At 63.1% G+C, this 14,783-nt stretch carries 13 protein-coding genes and 1 tRNA gene; 10 read left to right on the top strand and 4 right to left on the bottom strand.

Features of this window, described 5'->3' with window-relative positions; all coding sequences use genetic code 11:
• The first annotated feature begins 24 nt into the window (after positions 1 to 24).
• From ABQM86_RS05775 to ABQM86_RS05765, 3 genes are all read left to right on the top strand, one after another.
• Positions 25 to 97, top strand: a tRNA-Arg gene (locus ABQM86_RS05775).
• A 1-nt stretch (position 98) separates the two neighbouring features.
• Complete coding sequence (locus ABQM86_RS05770) at positions 99 to 557, top strand: DUF6314 family protein (protein ID WP_369746132.1); 459 nt, start codon at positions 99 to 101, stop codon at positions 555 to 557.
• Entirely contained in the window at positions 554 to 952 is a 399-nt protein-coding gene (locus tag ABQM86_RS05765; protein WP_207596596.1) for an NUDIX domain-containing protein, read from the top strand. Before ABQM86_RS05770 ends, ABQM86_RS05765 begins: the two co-directional genes overlap by 4 nt.
• A 6-nt stretch (positions 953 to 958) precedes the next feature.
• Here ABQM86_RS05765 and ABQM86_RS05760 read toward each other — a convergent pair whose 3' ends face one another.
• Together ABQM86_RS05760 and ABQM86_RS05755 are read right to left on the bottom strand one after the other, a co-directional pair.
• Positions 959 to 2,872, bottom strand: a complete 1,914-nt coding sequence (locus tag ABQM86_RS05760) for an ABC transporter ATP-binding protein (RefSeq protein WP_207596595.1) — start codon at positions 2,870 to 2,872, stop codon at positions 959 to 961.
• Complete coding sequence (locus ABQM86_RS05755) at positions 2,869 to 4,536, bottom strand: ABC-F family ATP-binding cassette domain-containing protein (RefSeq protein ID WP_207596594.1); 1,668 nt, start codon at positions 4,534 to 4,536, stop codon at positions 2,869 to 2,871. Before ABQM86_RS05755 ends, ABQM86_RS05760 begins: the two co-directional genes overlap by 4 nt.
• 209 nt (positions 4,537 to 4,745) lie before the next feature.
• On the opposite strand from ABQM86_RS05755, the gene ABQM86_RS05750 reads away from it, so the two are divergent.
• The 7 genes from ABQM86_RS05750 (at position 4,746) to ABQM86_RS05720 (ending at position 10,636) form a co-directional block, all read left to right on the top strand.
• Positions 4,746 to 5,468: a hypothetical protein gene (locus ABQM86_RS05750; RefSeq protein WP_369746131.1), complete on the top strand. Its 723-nt coding sequence runs from the start codon at positions 4,746 to 4,748 to the stop codon at positions 5,466 to 5,468.
• Positions 5,465 to 6,172, top strand: a complete 708-nt coding sequence (locus ABQM86_RS05745; RefSeq protein WP_207596592.1) for a hypothetical protein — start codon at positions 5,465 to 5,467, stop codon at positions 6,170 to 6,172. Before ABQM86_RS05750 ends, ABQM86_RS05745 begins: the two co-directional genes overlap by 4 nt.
• A gap of 240 nt (positions 6,173 to 6,412) precedes the next feature.
• Positions 6,413 to 7,228: an amino acid ABC transporter substrate-binding protein gene (locus ABQM86_RS05740; RefSeq protein ID WP_207596591.1), complete on the top strand. Its 816-nt coding sequence runs from the start codon at positions 6,413 to 6,415 to the stop codon at positions 7,226 to 7,228.
• Positions 7,229 to 7,888 carry an amino acid ABC transporter permease gene (locus ABQM86_RS05735; RefSeq protein WP_207596590.1) on the top strand — a complete coding sequence of 220 codons (660 nt, stop codon included), beginning with the start codon at positions 7,229 to 7,231 and terminating at the stop codon, positions 7,886 to 7,888.
• A complete protein-coding gene (locus ABQM86_RS05730) occupies positions 7,875 to 8,669 on the top strand; it encodes an amino acid ABC transporter ATP-binding protein (protein WP_280627105.1) in 795 nt (264 codons plus the stop codon). Before ABQM86_RS05735 ends, ABQM86_RS05730 begins: the two co-directional genes overlap by 14 nt.
• A gap of 14 nt (positions 8,670 to 8,683) precedes the next feature.
• Positions 8,684 to 9,592 carry a hypothetical protein gene (locus ABQM86_RS05725; protein ID WP_369746130.1) on the top strand — a complete coding sequence of 303 codons (909 nt, stop codon included), beginning with the start codon at positions 8,684 to 8,686 and terminating at the stop codon, positions 9,590 to 9,592.
• Between the two features lie 3 nt (positions 9,593 to 9,595).
• The gene (locus ABQM86_RS05720) at positions 9,596 to 10,636 is read left to right on the top strand and encodes a hypothetical protein (RefSeq protein WP_369746129.1); all 1,041 of its coding nucleotides are present in this window, start codon (positions 9,596 to 9,598) and stop codon (positions 10,634 to 10,636) included.
• Positions 10,637 to 10,717: 81 nt separating this feature from the next.
• Here ABQM86_RS05720 and ABQM86_RS05715 read toward each other — a convergent pair whose 3' ends face one another.
• Positions 10,718 to 13,747, bottom strand: coding sequence for a glycoside hydrolase family 38 C-terminal domain-containing protein (locus ABQM86_RS05715; protein WP_280627100.1), 3,030 nt, complete (start codon positions 13,745 to 13,747; stop codon positions 10,718 to 10,720).
• A gap of 124 nt (positions 13,748 to 13,871) precedes the next feature.
• Complete coding sequence (gene fdhD, locus ABQM86_RS05710; protein ID WP_207596585.1) at positions 13,872 to 14,783, bottom strand: formate dehydrogenase accessory sulfurtransferase FdhD; 912 nt, start codon at positions 14,781 to 14,783, stop codon at positions 13,872 to 13,874.

Genomic DNA, 14,783 nt, shown 5'->3' with positions numbered 1-14,783 from the left:
GGATTCAGAGCCATGGACATACAGGCCCTCGTAGCTCAGTGGATAGAGCACGGCTCTCCTAAAGCCGGTGTCGTTGGTTCGATTCCAATCGAGGGCACTTGAATCACCAGCAACCCACCCAGGACTTGCAGGCCTACCTGGCCGGCAGCTGGAGTGTGGAGCGAACCCTCCTGGACCGCGCCTCAGGCACCAACGGTACCTTTACCGGCGTCGTGCGCTATTCCTTGAATCCCGACGGCGGACTGGACTACCGCGAAGACGGAACCATGCAATGGCCTTCGCATTCAGGCCCGGCTTTCCGCGAATATTCCCTCAAACCAGGCGCCACAGCGGATTCGATGGACGTGTTCTTTCCCGACGGCAGGCCATTCCACGTCATGAGCTTCTCTGAGCAGGGCCATCAGGACAAGCACTGGTGCGATCCCGACGATTACCGCGTCAACTACATCTACCGGGGCCCGGATTCGTTCAGCTTCACGTGGGATGTCCATGGACCGGCGAAGGATCTCCTGTTGGAATCGCATCTGGTCCGCCTCGATGCCGGGAGGCCAGTGTGACCGGACCAGACCTGATCGTGGTGAGCGCCGTCTGCGTCTACAACCAGGATGGCCAACTGTTGACCGTCCGGAAGCGTGGCACAAACAAGTTCATGCATCCTGGCGGTAAGCCGGAGCCCGGCGAAACGGCGGCTGAAGCAGCGTCGCGGGAACTGCATGAAGAAGTGGGCATCGAGGTAGCACCGCACTTGCTCCAGCCGCTGGGCGTCTGGCTTGCGGTCGCTGCCAACGAAGCGGCGACCACCATCGAGGCCACCGTTTTCACAGCCCCTGGAACCTGGGAAGCGCACCCCTCAGCGGAGATCGCCGAGATCCGCTGGCTGGACCTCAACGGACCTTTGCCCAGCGATCTGGCGCCGTTGCTGACGGATCACATCATCCCGCTGCTCACGTAAAAAGCCCTACAGCTCCGGGACAGCTTCCTGCGCCACCGCCGTGGCCTCAGCGAACTGCGTTTGGTACAGCTCGGCGTAACGTCCGTCCGCGGCCAGCAGTTCGGTGTGCGTGCCACGCTCCACGATCCTGCCGTCTTCCACCACCAGAATGGCGTCGGCCGCACGGATGGTGGACAACCGGTGCGCAATCACGACGGCGGTACGCCCCTCGAGTGCCTCACCCAGGGCCGCCTGGACGGCGGCTTCGTTGGTGGAGTCCAGCGCTGCTGTGGCCTCATCGAGAATCACTACGCGGGGCTGCTTGATGAGCAGGCGGGCAATGGTGAGCCGTTGGCGTTCGCCGCCGGACAGCCGGTAGCCGCGCTCTCCCACCACGGTTTCGAGGCCATCGGGCAAGGACCGGATCATCGGCTCCAGGCGTGCCCGCCGGAGCACATCCCACATGTCCTCTTCGGTGGCATCGGGCCGGGCGAGGCGCAGGTTGGAGGCGATGGTTTCGTGGAACAGGTGCCCGTCCTGGGTCACCATGCCCATGGTGTCCCGGAGGGAATCGAAACTGAGGTCGCGAACGTCCACACCGGCTCCTGGCTGTTGTCCGCCCAGGCGCACCGCGCCGGAGTCGACGTCGTACAAGCGTGAGAGCAGTTGGGCCACGGTGGACTTGCCGGCGCCCGAGGAACCCACCAGGGCTACGGTCTGTCCGGGTTCAACCCGGAAGCTGACCCCGTGCAGGACTTCCTCCCCGCCGCGGGTATCCAAGGTGGCAACGTCCTCCAGGGAAGCCAGCGATACCTTTTCGGCGGAGGGGTAGGAGAACCGGACGTCGTCGAATTCCACAGCAACCGGCCCGGTCGGAACAGCCACTGCGTCGGGCTTCTGCGTGATCAGCGGCTTCAGGTCAAGGATTTCAAAGACCCGCTCGAAACTGACCAATGCGCTCATGATTTCCACCCGGGCATTGGACAGGGCTGTCAGTGGGGCGTAAAGCCGAGTGAGAAGGAGCGCCAGGACCACAACATCGCCCGGGGCAAGCTGCCCGCCGAGCGCCAGCCAACCGCCCAGGCCATAGACCAGGGCCAAGGCGAGCGCCGATACCAACGTCAGGGCCGTGACAAACGTGAACTGGAGCATGGCGGTCCGGATTCCGATGTCCCGGACCCGGCCTGCCCGCTCAGCAAATTCACGGGACTCTTCATCCGGGCGGCCGAACAACTTCACCAACGTGGCGCCCGGGGCAGAGAACCTTTCGGTCATTTGTGTGCCCATGGCGGCGTTGTGCGCGGCAGCTTCACGGCGGAGGTCGGCCAGTTTGGAGCCCATGCGCCGGGCCGGGATCAGGAAGATCGGCAGCAACACCATGGCCAGCACAGTGACCAGCCAGGAGGTGTTCAACATGACCACCAGGGTCAGGACCAAAGCCACCACGTTGCTGACGACGCCGGACAGCGTGCCGGCGAAGGCGGACTGCGCCCCGATGACATCGTTGTTGAGGCGGCTGACCAGCGCGCCCGTCCGGGTTCTCGTAAAGAAGGCGATAGGCATGCGCTGAACGTGGTCGAACACGCGGGTGCGGAGGTCCACAATGACGCCCTCGCCAATGATGGAGGACAGCCAGCGGGTCACCAGCCCCACACCGGCTTCACCTACGGCGACGATGGCGATCAGGACCGCAAGCCAAATGACCGTCCCCACCCCGGCGTTGGCGATGATGGCATCAACCACCTGGCCTGCCAGCACGGGCGTGGCGACAGCCAGGAAAGCACCTGCGATTGAAGCGATCACGAAGGCGATGAGCTTGCCCTTGTGCGGTGCGGCGAAGGCCATGACCCGCTTCAGGGTTTCCTTGGAGAACGGCTTGGATCCGCTCTTGGCAGTGGTGATGTTGTACAGCGAGCTCCAGGCCACGCGGTCCATGCTCATGGTTGCTTCTCCTGGCTGGGGGTGTGGTGCAGTTCCTGGACCTGTCCGTTGTTGAGGTGCCAGCGTGAATCGAGGCGCACGTTTTCCAGCAGCCGGCGATCGTGGGTGACCAGCAGGAGTGCGCCCTCGTAGTGTTCCAGCGCCTCTTCGAGTTGCTCGATCGCCGGGAGGTCCAGGTGGTTGGTGGGCTCGTCCAGTACCAGCAGGTTCACGCCACGGGCCTGCAGCAGCGCAAGGGCCGCACGTGTCCGCTCCCCTGGGGACAACGAATCCACCGTGCGCGAGGTGTGGTCGGCCTTCAGCCCGAACTTGGCCAGGAGCGTCCGGACATCGGCGCTGTTCCAGTCCACCAGCACGGCTTCGACGGCGTCACCAAGCGGCTGCCCGCCGTCGAGCAGTCCACGTGCTTGGTCAATCTCGCCGACGGCGACGGAGGCACCCATGGAGGCATCGCCGTCGTCCGGTTCCTGCGTTCCAAGCAACAGGCGCAGCAGTGTCGATTTACCGGCGCCGTTGGGTCCTGTGATGCCGATGCGTTCGCCGCCGTTGAGTTGGAGGTTCACCGGTCCCAACGTGAAGTCACCTTGGCGCGCGACGACGTCACGCAAGGTGGCGACGACGGCACTTGAGCGGGGTGCCTGGCCGATGCTGAACTGCAGCTGCCACTCCTTGCGCGGCTCCTCCACCTCGGTGAGGCGGGCAATGCGCGACTCCATCTGCCGGACCTTCTGGGCCTGCTTCTCAGACGATTCGCTGCTTGCGGCGCGACGGATCTTGTCGTTGTCCGGGTTCTTTTTCATGGCGTTCCGGACGCCCTGGGAACTCCATTCGCGCTGGGTGCGCGCACGGGAGATGAGGTCTGCTTTGGTGTTGGCGAATTCGTCGTAGCGTTCACGGGCGTGGCGCTTGGCCACGGCGCGCTCTTCGAGGAACGCCTCGTAGCCGCCGTCATACACGGCCACGGAGTTCTGCGCGAGGTCCAGTTCCACCACAGTGGTGACGCAGCGGGCCAGGAATTCGCGGTCGTGGGACACCAGGACAGCGCCGCCCCGCAGGCCCTGAACAAAAGCTTCAAGACGGGCAAGGCCGTCAAGGTCGAGATCGTTGGTGGGCTCGTCGAGGAGGACGACATCGAAGCGGCTGAGCAGCAGCGCGGCCAAAGCCACGCGTGCTGCCTGCCCACCGGAGAGCCCTGTCATGAGGGCGTCGGCGCCAAGTTCCAGACCGAGATCGGACAGCACAGCCGGAATGCGGTCCTCAAGGTCCGCTGCCCCGGAGGCCATCCAGCGGTCGAAGGCCAAGGAGTACGCGTCATCGGACCCCGGAGCCCCGGACCCGAGGGCCTCGGCGGTTGTTTCCATCTCCACGGTGGCCTGGGCGCACCCCGTCCGGCGCGCAATGTAGGCAGCGATGGTCTCCCCCGCAGTGCGCTCGTGCTCCTGGGGCAGCCAGCCCACAAACGCGTCCGACGGCGCCAGGCTGACGCTGCCCGCTTGCGACTGGTCCACGCCGGCCAGGATGCGAAGCAGCGTGGACTTTCCGGCGCCGTTCGCCCCCACGACGCCCACAACGTCGCCGGGCGCAACGGTCAGGGAAAGGTCGGAAAAAAGGGTGCGATGGCCGTGGCCACCGGCAAGATCCTTGGCCACCAAGGTTGCTGTCATGTGTCTATCCTCCAGCAGGGAAACGCAGGAACTCAGGCCGCGATTCCCGCAGGCATGGAAAAACCCGTTGGTCCGGACTTGGGGGGTGTACGGACCAACGGGTTCAAGCATCAAGCATAATTCAATGTGGCGTCGGCGTAAAATCGTTTCGTACTCCCACGTGCGGCTTTCTCATACCCTCCCCCGCGACCCGTCCCGGAAAGTTCCCCATGCCCTTACCGTCCAAGGCGTTCCAGCGCTGGCTTCACGGCGTCGCGCCCAACGCCAGCACGGCTGATGTCTGCAGGATCGCCGGCATCAAACGGACAACGCTGGCCCAGCAACTGGTCCGCGGAAAGGTTGCCGAGTCCACGCTGGTGAGCATCAGCCGCGGATTCCAGGTGGATCCGGTGCAGGCCCTGTCGACGTTTGACCTTTACGCCGACCTCAGGGGTGGCCCGGTGCCCCCGACGCCCTGTGAACTGGTCAGCCAGGTCGCCACGATCGATCTGCTGCGGCCAGTGGTGGAACGCAGCGAGCCAAGCGCTGCCCCTGCGGCCCTGCTTTCCGAACCTCCGCACCCTACGTCGGTGCGGAACTGGGTAGACGCGATCGACGACGGCGAGTTGCGGCACCGCGTCAGCGAAGCCACCGGGATTGCGCCGCAGAACTTCTCGGCCCATCTGACGGCCAACAGGCTGCCGCCGGAACTGGCCATCGCCACTTCCCGGGCTGCCGGCGTCGGACCCGCCGGAGGACTGGTAGCTGGCGGGCTGATCACTGAGGCCGAGGCCGGGTGGCCACCGAATGCCCGCCGGGAAGCCCTGGACCGAATGACCCAAAGCTCGCTGGTTACCCTGGCCGGCGAACGGCTCCTGGCACTGGGCAAGACCTTGAAGCGCCAGGAACAAGACCACGAACGTACCGAAAGAATTTGGGAGAACCTAGGATGACGGCTGTCCTGCCATGGGTGACGCTGGTTGTATGCCTGGCTGTCACGGTCGCACGGATCCCCAGCGCATTGCGGGGCGAGAACCGTGTGGTGTTCTACATCTTCTCCCTGATCTCGTTGAGCATTTTCATCAGCATCGAAGCGCCCTACCTGGTCCTTGACGGCTGGCTTGGCGGAATAAACGTCGGGAACCTGATCCTGCGCTTCCTCCTGTATGCCACGTTCTTCCTCATGGGCATCAAGATCGCCACCGCGTTCGGTTCGCCCTCTGCCGTCCGTGCCATCCGGGGTCCCGTTGGTCTTTGTGTCGGGGCCATCGTGGCAATCCTTACCGTCTACTTCTTCGTCATCACGGACACGCGAGGGTCCTCAGCGGGCATGAGCGGACTGACCTGGGGGCCGTCCCTGGAGGCCTATGCGTTCATGGGGCGCTTCTACCCGGGATTCGTAGCGGCCTGCTTGGTGCCCGCGATCTGGCGGACCGTGGTGAGCGCGGCCCCTGTGCTGCTCCGGGTAGCTTCGGCGTTGCTGCTCCTGGGATTGAGCCTGCTCCTGCTGTCCCAACTTTTCCCGTTGATCCCCTTTTCCGAGGCATGGCTAAGGGTCCTCATCAACTACTCGGCAGCCATGTCCACGTGCATTGGCCTGGCCGGAATCTGGTTCTCCAAGGCCTATTCGCGAAGAAAACAACGTCTCGCAGCGTAAGACTTTCACAAAAGCATTAGATCGTGGCACAATCATGAATGTGTGAACACGGTTTGCAGCCTGACACCGGAATCAGAGAACGGGTTTCCGGTGGATGTGGCGCCCATGCGATCACAATTGGGGGGATGAGTGGTGGCGGGCTGTTGGGGACCGCCCCCACTCAGCCTTTTTAACGCCCTTGGTGCGGGCATCAGCGGTCCCACTCCCAGCAAGGCTCCTTACGGTGGCTAAGATGGCTCCATGAACAGCCTTCGCACCCGCCGCTCCGTCATTGCCGCCACTCTGGCCTCGGCCGCCCTAGCGCTCACAGCGTGCGGTGGGGGTTCAACTCCCGCTCAGTCAGGCGGAGACACCTCCCTTTCGGACGTCAAGTCCAAGGGTGAGTTGGTCATCGCCACCGAGGGCACCTACCGCCCCTTCAGCTTCCATGCAGAGGGCGCCGGGGACCTCACAGGTTTCGATGTCGAGATCGCACAGGCTGTGGCCGGAAAGCTCGGCGTGAAGGCAACGTTCCAGGAGACACAGTTTGATGGCATCTTTGCCGGCTTGGACTCCAAGCGCTTCGACACCATCGCCAACCAGATTTCCATCAACGACGAACGCAAGGCCAAGTACGAGTTCTCCACTCCGTACACCATCTCCACAGGCGTCGTGGTGACCAAGTCGGACAACACCGGCATCAACAGTTTCGCGGACCTCAAAGGCAAGACCACCGCCCAGTCGCTGACCAGCAACTTCTACAAAATGGCCGTGGAAGCCGGCGCCAATGTGCAGGCAGTGGAAGGGTGGGCACAGTCCGCCACGCTGGTCCAGCAGGGCCGCGTGGACGCGACCGTGAATGACAAGCTCACGTACCTCGACTACGCCAAGAACACCCCTGACTCCGGTCTGAAGGTCGCGGCCGAAGCGCCCGAGAAGACCGAAAGCGCGTTCGTCTTCCGCAAGGGTTCAACGGAACTCACGGCGGCCGTGGACAAGGCCCTGGCCGACCTCCAGGCAGATGGAACCATGGCAAAGATCTCCGAAAAGTACTTCGGCGCGGACGTCACCAAATAGATGAACTGGGACCTCATCTGGAGTTCCTTCGGGCCGATCATCACAGGCGCCGTGACGGGCACCATTCCCCTGACGCTCGCTTCATTCGCCTTCGGGCTGGTTCTGGCGTTGGTTGTTGCCCTATTGCGGCTGAGCCCCAACTGGCTGCTGTCCGGAATCGGCCGGTTCTACGTATCGGTCATCCGCGGCACTCCCCTGCTGGTGCAACTCTTCGTGATCTTCTTCGGCCTCCCCAGCATTGGCATCCGGCTTGATCCCTGGCCGAGTGCCATCATCGCGTTCTCGTTGAACGTGGGCGGTTACGCCGCCGAAATCATCCGGGCAGCCATTTTGTCCGTGCCCAAGGGCCAATGGGAAGCAGGCCACACCATCGGCATGTCCAGGCCGCAGACGCTGGTGCGCATCATCCTCCCCCAAGCTGCCAGGGTGTCAGTACCGCCTTTGTCCAACACCTTCATTTCGCTGGTGAAAGACACCTCCCTCGCGTCGCTGATCCTGGTCACCGAACTCTTCCGCAATGCCCAGCAGATCGCTGCTTTCAGCCAGGAGTTCATGACCCTGTACCTGCAGGCGGCCCTGGTCTATTGGGTCATTTGCCTGGTCCTTTCCACGGGGCAGTCCGCCGTGGAAAGGAGATTGGACCGCTATGTCGCCCACTAACGAACCACACTCCACATCAGTCCTGAAGGCCCGCAGCCTCGCCAAGGCATTCGGCAGCAACGTGGTGTTGCGCGACATCGATGTCGATATCCGCCGCGGCCAGGTGGTGGCCCTGATCGGGCCATCGGGATCCGGGAAGACCACCGTCCTGCGATCGCTTAACGGCCTTGAAATTCCCGACGGCGGCACGGTCACCTTCGGGGACAGCGACGGCGGAGGTGAACTCGCCATCGACTTCGGCGCGAAGGTTGGCAAGAAGGATCTTGCCGCCTTGCGTGACCGCAGCGCCATGGTCTTCCAGCACTACAACCTGTTCCCGCACATGACGGTCCTGAAGAACATCACCGAGGGCCCCATCCAGGTCCAGAAGAGGCCACGGGCCGAGGCCATCGCGGAGGCAGAACGGCTCTTGGAACGCGTGGGCCTGGCAGATAAACGCGACGCCTACCCTTTTGAACTCTCCGGTGGCCAGCAGCAACGTGTAGGCATCGTCAGGGCGCTGGCGCTTAAGCCCCAACTGCTGCTGTTCGACGAACCGACCTCTGCGTTGGACCCGGAACTGGTGGGGGAAGTCCTGGGTGTTATCAAGGAACTCGCCGAGGAAGGCTGGACCATGGTGATCGTGACCCACGAGCTCGCCTTCGCCCAACACGTAGCGGACGAGGTCATCTTCATGGACGGCGGTGTGGTGGTGGAACGAGGTCCTGCTGCCGAGGTCCTGCGTGCGCCCACGCAGGAACGGACCAAGCTTTTTGTGAAACGGCTCCAGCACGACGTCTAGGAGACTCAAGGAAAATGGGGGAAAAGACTTTGGATACAGCAGCCGAACCGGGGCGCAGGAAGCCCCGGCGTGCCGTCATCATTGCCGCAGTTGTTGCCGCTGCCGTTGTGGCTGGAGGGCTTGGCACGTGGTTTGTCCTCTCTCGCCCGGCAGGCGTTCAGCGCGCAGATGTTGTCCGCTTGGACAAGGAGCGCGCCATTCTGGACAACTCGATGAACCTCTACGATCCACTGGTCACCCGCTTTTCGGTACGGCTGACGAACGTGATGTCCGAAACTGCCGGGCAAGAGGCACAGGACACTGTCCTCAGCCAGGATGGTGACCTCCTGAAACGCGAGTCCGGGATAAACCGGGATCGCCTTGACCGGATGGGTTCATCACCAGCGGTGCAGGAGCAGGAAATCAGCGAGGCCTACAATCGTTTCAAGGAAAACTACGGGGCCGTCATCGCCTACAACGACCAATTGGCGGTCAACACCGCCAAGGTCACCCAATCCCTCGGTGGGCCATGCGCTCCGCTGCATTCGTCCCTGAATGTTGGCAGCGAGACGTATTCCGAAGACTACGTCAAGGGCGCTGACGCCTGCCTTACCGCCGTTGGCGCTGCCAAAGACGGCACCGATGCCGATACCACCGAACTCCTGACATCGGTTGAAGGCATTATCCGCGGACAGCGGGACAAACAGCAGGAAGTCCTGGATGCCAAGGACGACTTCGAACGCACCGCCAAACGCACGCTGGCCGGACTCGCCATGCTGGAAATCAACGACGCCCTCAAAACCGCCGAAACGAAGTATGAGGGCACCGCGACAGAGAAATACACCCAGCTCATCAACAATGCCAACGAGTCCAACAAGGCCTTTGAAAGTGCCCTCAGGAAACGCACGGACCAGTTTGATGCTTCAGGCAAGGACGGGGAATAGGCCATGACGATCGAACCCGGACCCACGCCTCAACCGGACCCCGCACAGCAGCCGGCGCCCAAGAAGCGCAAGCTGGCCCTCATCCTGGTCTCCAGTGTCGTTGTCCTGCTGCTGGTGGCCGCAGCGGCTGTCGTGGCGGTGACCCAAATCTCCGGCCAACAACGCAAGGAAAGCCTGCAGACGCTGAAGGACCAGCATGTCTCCGCCCTGGTGGACGCCCGGAGCAAGCTTCAGCCTGCGGCCAATGCGTATCTCGCGGCGTACAAGAAGGCGCGGAATGCCCCGGCCTCGCAGGAGGAAGCTGAGAAGAATTCCTCCACGGAGCGCGAGGAGTTCCAACGCGCGGTGGAGGCTGCCCGGACAGCGCTGAAGAACGTCCAGGATGCCCACTCTTCGAAGGAAGACGGGGTCGGCATCGCCGTCGGGCAACTTGGCGGCTCGTACGGTGGCTTCGTTGACCATATGGAAGGCCTGGTGGAGTCCTACCCGGAGTTTGAAGGCCTTTTCCGGGCTGACGGCGCAGGATGCAACGGTTTGTTCGTCGGTTCCAAGGCCTCAACCTTGAGGGAACGCCAAACCTTGCTCAGCCAGGCCGCGGCCCCCTGCAGGGAAGCTGCGAACCAACTCAAGCAATCAAAGAATGTGGCCTATGTCGAATTTGCCCGCACCTTTGACAACAGCGTCGCGCAGCTCGAATCCAACGCGGAGATCACGGCGAAATCGGAAGAGAACTACAACGAATTCGTCCGGCTCAAGGATCAAATGGTCCAAAAGACCGATGATGCCACCGCACGCAACGCCTCCGACGAGGAGTTCCTCAAGATTGCCGACGAACTGAAGGTCCTCAACGCAAGGATCAGGTACAACCGCTCGGAGTTCGATTTTGCCGCCAAACGGTACCTGTCCGGCGTCAAGGACATGCCCGTCTTGGTGGAGGAAGTCTTCTCAAAGAGGATCGCCGACGAAATCAAGAGCTACGACGCCGTGATCCCCTTGCGGGTTCAGATTCTGAAGGATGCAGTGGACGTCGAATTGGTCGAATAACCCACCGCGCCACCACCACAAACGCCGGCGGCCTTGCACGATTTCCCGTGCAAGGCCGCCGGCGTTCTACTGTATTCCGGGTCAGCGTGTGAAGCGCAGGGTCACCAGTTGGAACGGCCGAAGCACCAGCTCCACCTCCGAGCGTTCCCCCACCGTCACTCCAGGCGCCTCTGCAACGCGTTCCAGTAGGTCGGTGGCAGTGGCACCAACTACCTCAAATCCGGGCCGTACCGTGGCAGCTGAGCGCTCCCCCAGCGATTCGTAGAGCCGGACGATCACGTCGCCGGATCCGTCCTCGGCCAGCTTCACGGCTTCCACCACAATGGCCGGGTTCGAGACCGAAACCAGCGGCTCCACGGGGTGCCCACCGGTCACGAACCGTGGCTTCAGGTTGGTGCGGTAGCCCTCTTCCACGGCATCGGCGATTTCAGCGCCGGGCCGGATGGAAACCTCTAAGGTGTGTTCTCCCCTGTCGGCTTCAGGGTCCGGGAACCGGGCCGAGCGCAGCAGCGAGGTGCGGACCGTCGTCGTCGTACCGCCATCGGTGCGGACCGCCCTGGTGACATCGTGTCCGTAGCTGGAGGAGTTGCTGACGGCAACTCCATAGCCTGGTTCTGCGACGTGGATCCAGCGGTGCGCGCAAATTTCGAACTTGGCGGCTTCCCAGGACGTGTTGGTGTGGGTCGGCCGGAAGACGTGGCCGAACTGTGTCTCGGACGCCGAACGATCCGCCCTGACGTCCAGCGGGAAGGCGATCTTCAGCATCTTTTCGCGTTCCTGCCAGTCCACCGTGGTAGAGATCCCCAGGGACTTGGCACCGGCGTCGAGCGTGATGCGCTGGGTGATGGTGGAGGCGCCCACCTTCCGTTGGACCACCACGACGGCGCCACGCGGCGTGCGCTCGAGGTCGATGGTGTCCGCTTGGGTCAGCTGGGTGACGTTCCGGCGATAGAACTCTTCGATGTCCCACGCGTCCCATTCATTGGGGGTATCCCGGAACAGCTCCAGCAGGTTGCCGGACTGCCCGGGGGCTATGGCGTCGCGGCCGCCGGCATGGTCCACCAAGGAGGTGAGCAGGCCGTTGCCGTCCAGAACCGCACGAATGATGCCGTTGTCCAGCACGAAGCCGCCGCCGTATTCCTCCACCTGGACATCGTCGCCGGGTCCATCGGCTTCGGCTATTGCCAGAGCCGGCACGCCGCTGCGCGGATGTGGGGCTGCGTTGAGCAGGTAGCCCGTGCTGCCGGTCCCCACCAGAGCCTGGGCGGCATGGCTGATGATGGCCTCAAGGTCACGGGAAATGGCCTCATAGTTGCGCTCGGCATCCTGGTGGACCCAGGCGATGGAGCTGCCCGGCAGGATGTCGTGGAACTGCTGCAGGAGCACCAGTTGCCAGAGCCGCTTCAGCTCGGCTTGGGGATATGTGTAGTCCGCACCGAGACGGACGGCGGCGGTGGAGCACCACAGCTCGGCCTCGCGCAGCAGGTGTTCGCTGCGGCGGTTGCCTCGCTTGGTCTTGGCTTGGCTGGTGTAAGTTCCGCGGTGCATTTCCAGGTACATCTCGCCCACCCAGACCGGAAGGTTGGTGTACTCCGCCTCGGCCTTGGTGAAGAAGTCCTTGGCAGTGCCCATCCGGACCTTCGGCGAACCTTCAAGGTCTGCAGTGCGGTGCGCGGCGGCCACCATTTCACGCGTGGGTCCGCCACCGCCGTCGCCATAACCGAACGGCACCAGTGACATGGTTCCGCGGCCGTGTTCGCGGTAGTTGCGTTCCGCGTGGGCCAGTTCGCGGCCGTGCAGTTCAGCGTTGTACGTATCCACCGGCGGGAAATGCGTGAACAGCCGGGTTCCGTCAATGCCCTCCCAGGTGAAGGTATGGTGCGGCATCCGGTTGACCTTGTTCCAGGAAATCTTCTGTGTCAGGAACCAACGGGAACCGGCCTCCTTCACGATCTGCGGGATGGCACCGGAGTAGCCGAAGGAGTCCGGCAGCCAGGCCTCCTGGCATTCGACGTCGAATTCCTTCAGGAAGAAGCTCTTGCCCTCCACGAACTGGCGGGCCATGGCCTCGCCTCCGGGCATGTTGGTATCCGATTCCACCCACATGCCGCCCACGGGGATGAACTGACCGGCCTTGACCTTCTCCCGGATCCGGACAAAGAGCTCAGGGAAGTACTCCTTGATCCACGCCATCTGCTGGGCCGAGGAGCAGGAGAACACAAAGTCAGGATCCTCGTCCATGAGTGCCACCACGTTGGAGAACGTCCGGGCACATTTACGGATGGTCTCGCGGACAGGCCACAACCATGCGGAGTCGATGTGGGCATGGCCCGTAGCCAGGAGCTGGTGGGCGGAAGCATAAGCGGGCCGGCCCAGCACTTCCTTCAGCGCTTCGCGACCGGCCGCAGCAGTTCCAGCGACGTCGTCCGGGTCCATGATGTCCAGCATCCGTTCCAGCGCCCGCAGGATTTCATGGCGGCGGGGAAGTTCCATGGGAAGTTCATGCATGAGTCCGCTCAGTGTCCAGATGTCCTGGTTGAGTTCCCACACCGTCTCGTTCAGCTCTGCCATGGCGATGCGGCCCAGGCGGTAGCGGGGCTCGTCGCCGGACGTCGCTTTGTCTCCCAGCGGAGTGGGAGCAAAGGACCACCCCTGGGCAACGTCCGGGTTCGCCGCTGCTTCAACATAAAAATCCACGGAGTGTCCGCCGCCAAGCAGTTTGACGGGGACGTGATAGTTCCGGGGCGAGATCGCCTTGATGATGCTGCCGTCGGCGCGCCAGGCGGTGCCCTCGCACTGGAACCCGGGGACGTCGCTGTTGAAGCCGAGGTCCACGATGATTTCCACCGACGTGGATTCAGCCATACCCCAGTCCTGCGGGACTTCACCCTGCAGGTGGAGCCACTTGGTGCTCCAGGCCTTTCCCCACGGGGCGCCGTGCTCCTGCGGGGTGAAGAGCTGGCGCACAGCCTCTGCCGCCGGCACGGGCTCGCCGGGAACATCCCAGCTGCTGAGCTGCAGCGGTAAGGCTCTCCCGTAAATGGCCGGAAGAATGCGTTCCCGAACGAATCGATCGAGGCGCTGTTCAGTGATCCGGCGGTCGTCGTGCAATTAATTCCCCTTTGGGCTTTAGCTGGATTTCACGCTTGGTACACGCACCAGGCGTGCAGGTTCAGACGGCGATTCTGGGCTCGCCGCGCTTCCAATCGATGGATAAAATCTACTTTGTTCCAGCCTAATAGCCAAGTGATTGACGGCTATCCCCTACGGGCAGCGCATCTGCCGGGGCCGGTTCTGCGAGGATTCTGTCCCGGCCGGCATAGACATTGAGACTATGCCCCCGGCTGAACCCTGCCAGCGTAATCCCCGTTTCTTCTGCGAGTTCAGCTGCGAGGCTTGACGGTGCGCTGACCGCGGAGAGCACGGGAATGCCCGCCATGGCAGCCTTCTGGACCAATTCAAAGGACGCCCTCCCGGAGACCTGGAGGACTGTCCCTCTCAGCGGCAGCATGCCCGCCCGCAAAGCCCAGCCCACTACCTTGTCCACCGCGTTGTGCCTGCCAACATCTTCGCGCAGGCAGAGCAGCTCGGTGGTTCCGTCGTCGTGAATCCGGAAGAGTCCGGCAGCGTGCACACCGCCCGTTTTGTCAAAGACCGCTTGCGCCTCCCGGAGACGGTCCGGCAGTGCGGCCAAGGCGCGGACCGGCACCGTGACGTTGTCCTCGCGCGGACTGTGATGGGAGGACTTGCGGACAGCTTCGATGGAGTCCGTCCCGCAGATTCCACAGGAACTGGAGGTGTAGACGTTCCGGCCGGTATCGGGCCGCACCACGTCAGGCCGGAGTTGTGCGTCCACCACGTTGAAGGTCTGCACACCGTCTTCGTTCTCCCCCGCGCAGAATCGCTCAGAGATCAGTTGGGCGGGCTCCCAGATGATCCCTTCCGAGACGAGGAATCCGGCCACGAGGTCGAAGTCGTCCCCGGGGGTCCGCATGGTCACGGAGAAGGACATCTCCCCCAAGCGGATCTCCAGGGGCTCCTCCACGGCCAGTACATCTTCCTTGTATCGGACAGGATGCTCCAGCGCCTGCGGTGAGCCGTCCAGGACAAACTTATGCACCTTGCGGCGCTGGGTCACGCGTCCCAT

The sequence above is a fragment of the Paenarthrobacter sp. AMU7 genome, assembly GCF_041200195.1.
GTDB lineage: Bacteria > Actinomycetota > Actinomycetes > Actinomycetales > Micrococcaceae > Arthrobacter.
This window is presented reverse-complemented; position numbering and strand designations above follow the sequence as displayed.

Coding starts and splice junctions, on each gene's coding strand:
- ABQM86_RS05760 (WP_207596595.1), bottom strand. CDS start 2,872: ATGAGCATGGACCGCGTGGCCTGGAGCTCGCTGTACAACATCACCACT.
- ABQM86_RS05755 (WP_207596594.1), bottom strand. CDS start 4,536: ATGACAGCAACCTTGGTGGCCAAGGATCTTGCCGGTGGCCACGGCCAT.
- ABQM86_RS05750 (WP_369746131.1), top strand. CDS start 4,746: ATGCCCTTACCGTCCAAGGCGTTCCAGCGCTGGCTTCACGGCGTCGCG.
- ABQM86_RS05745 (WP_207596592.1), top strand. CDS start 5,465: ATGACGGCTGTCCTGCCATGGGTGACGCTGGTTGTATGCCTGGCTGTC.
- ABQM86_RS05740 (WP_207596591.1), top strand. CDS start 6,413: ATGAACAGCCTTCGCACCCGCCGCTCCGTCATTGCCGCCACTCTGGCC.
- ABQM86_RS05735 (WP_207596590.1), top strand. CDS start 7,229: ATGAACTGGGACCTCATCTGGAGTTCCTTCGGGCCGATCATCACAGGC.
- ABQM86_RS05730 (WP_280627105.1), top strand. CDS start 7,875: ATGTCGCCCACTAACGAACCACACTCCACATCAGTCCTGAAGGCCCGC.
- ABQM86_RS05725 (WP_369746130.1), top strand. CDS start 8,684: ATGGGGGAAAAGACTTTGGATACAGCAGCCGAACCGGGGCGCAGGAAG.
- ABQM86_RS05720 (WP_369746129.1), top strand. CDS start 9,596: ATGACGATCGAACCCGGACCCACGCCTCAACCGGACCCCGCACAGCAG.
- fdhD (WP_207596585.1), bottom strand. CDS start 14,783: ATGGGACGCGTGACCCAGCGCCGCAAGGTGCATAAGTTTGTCCTGGAC.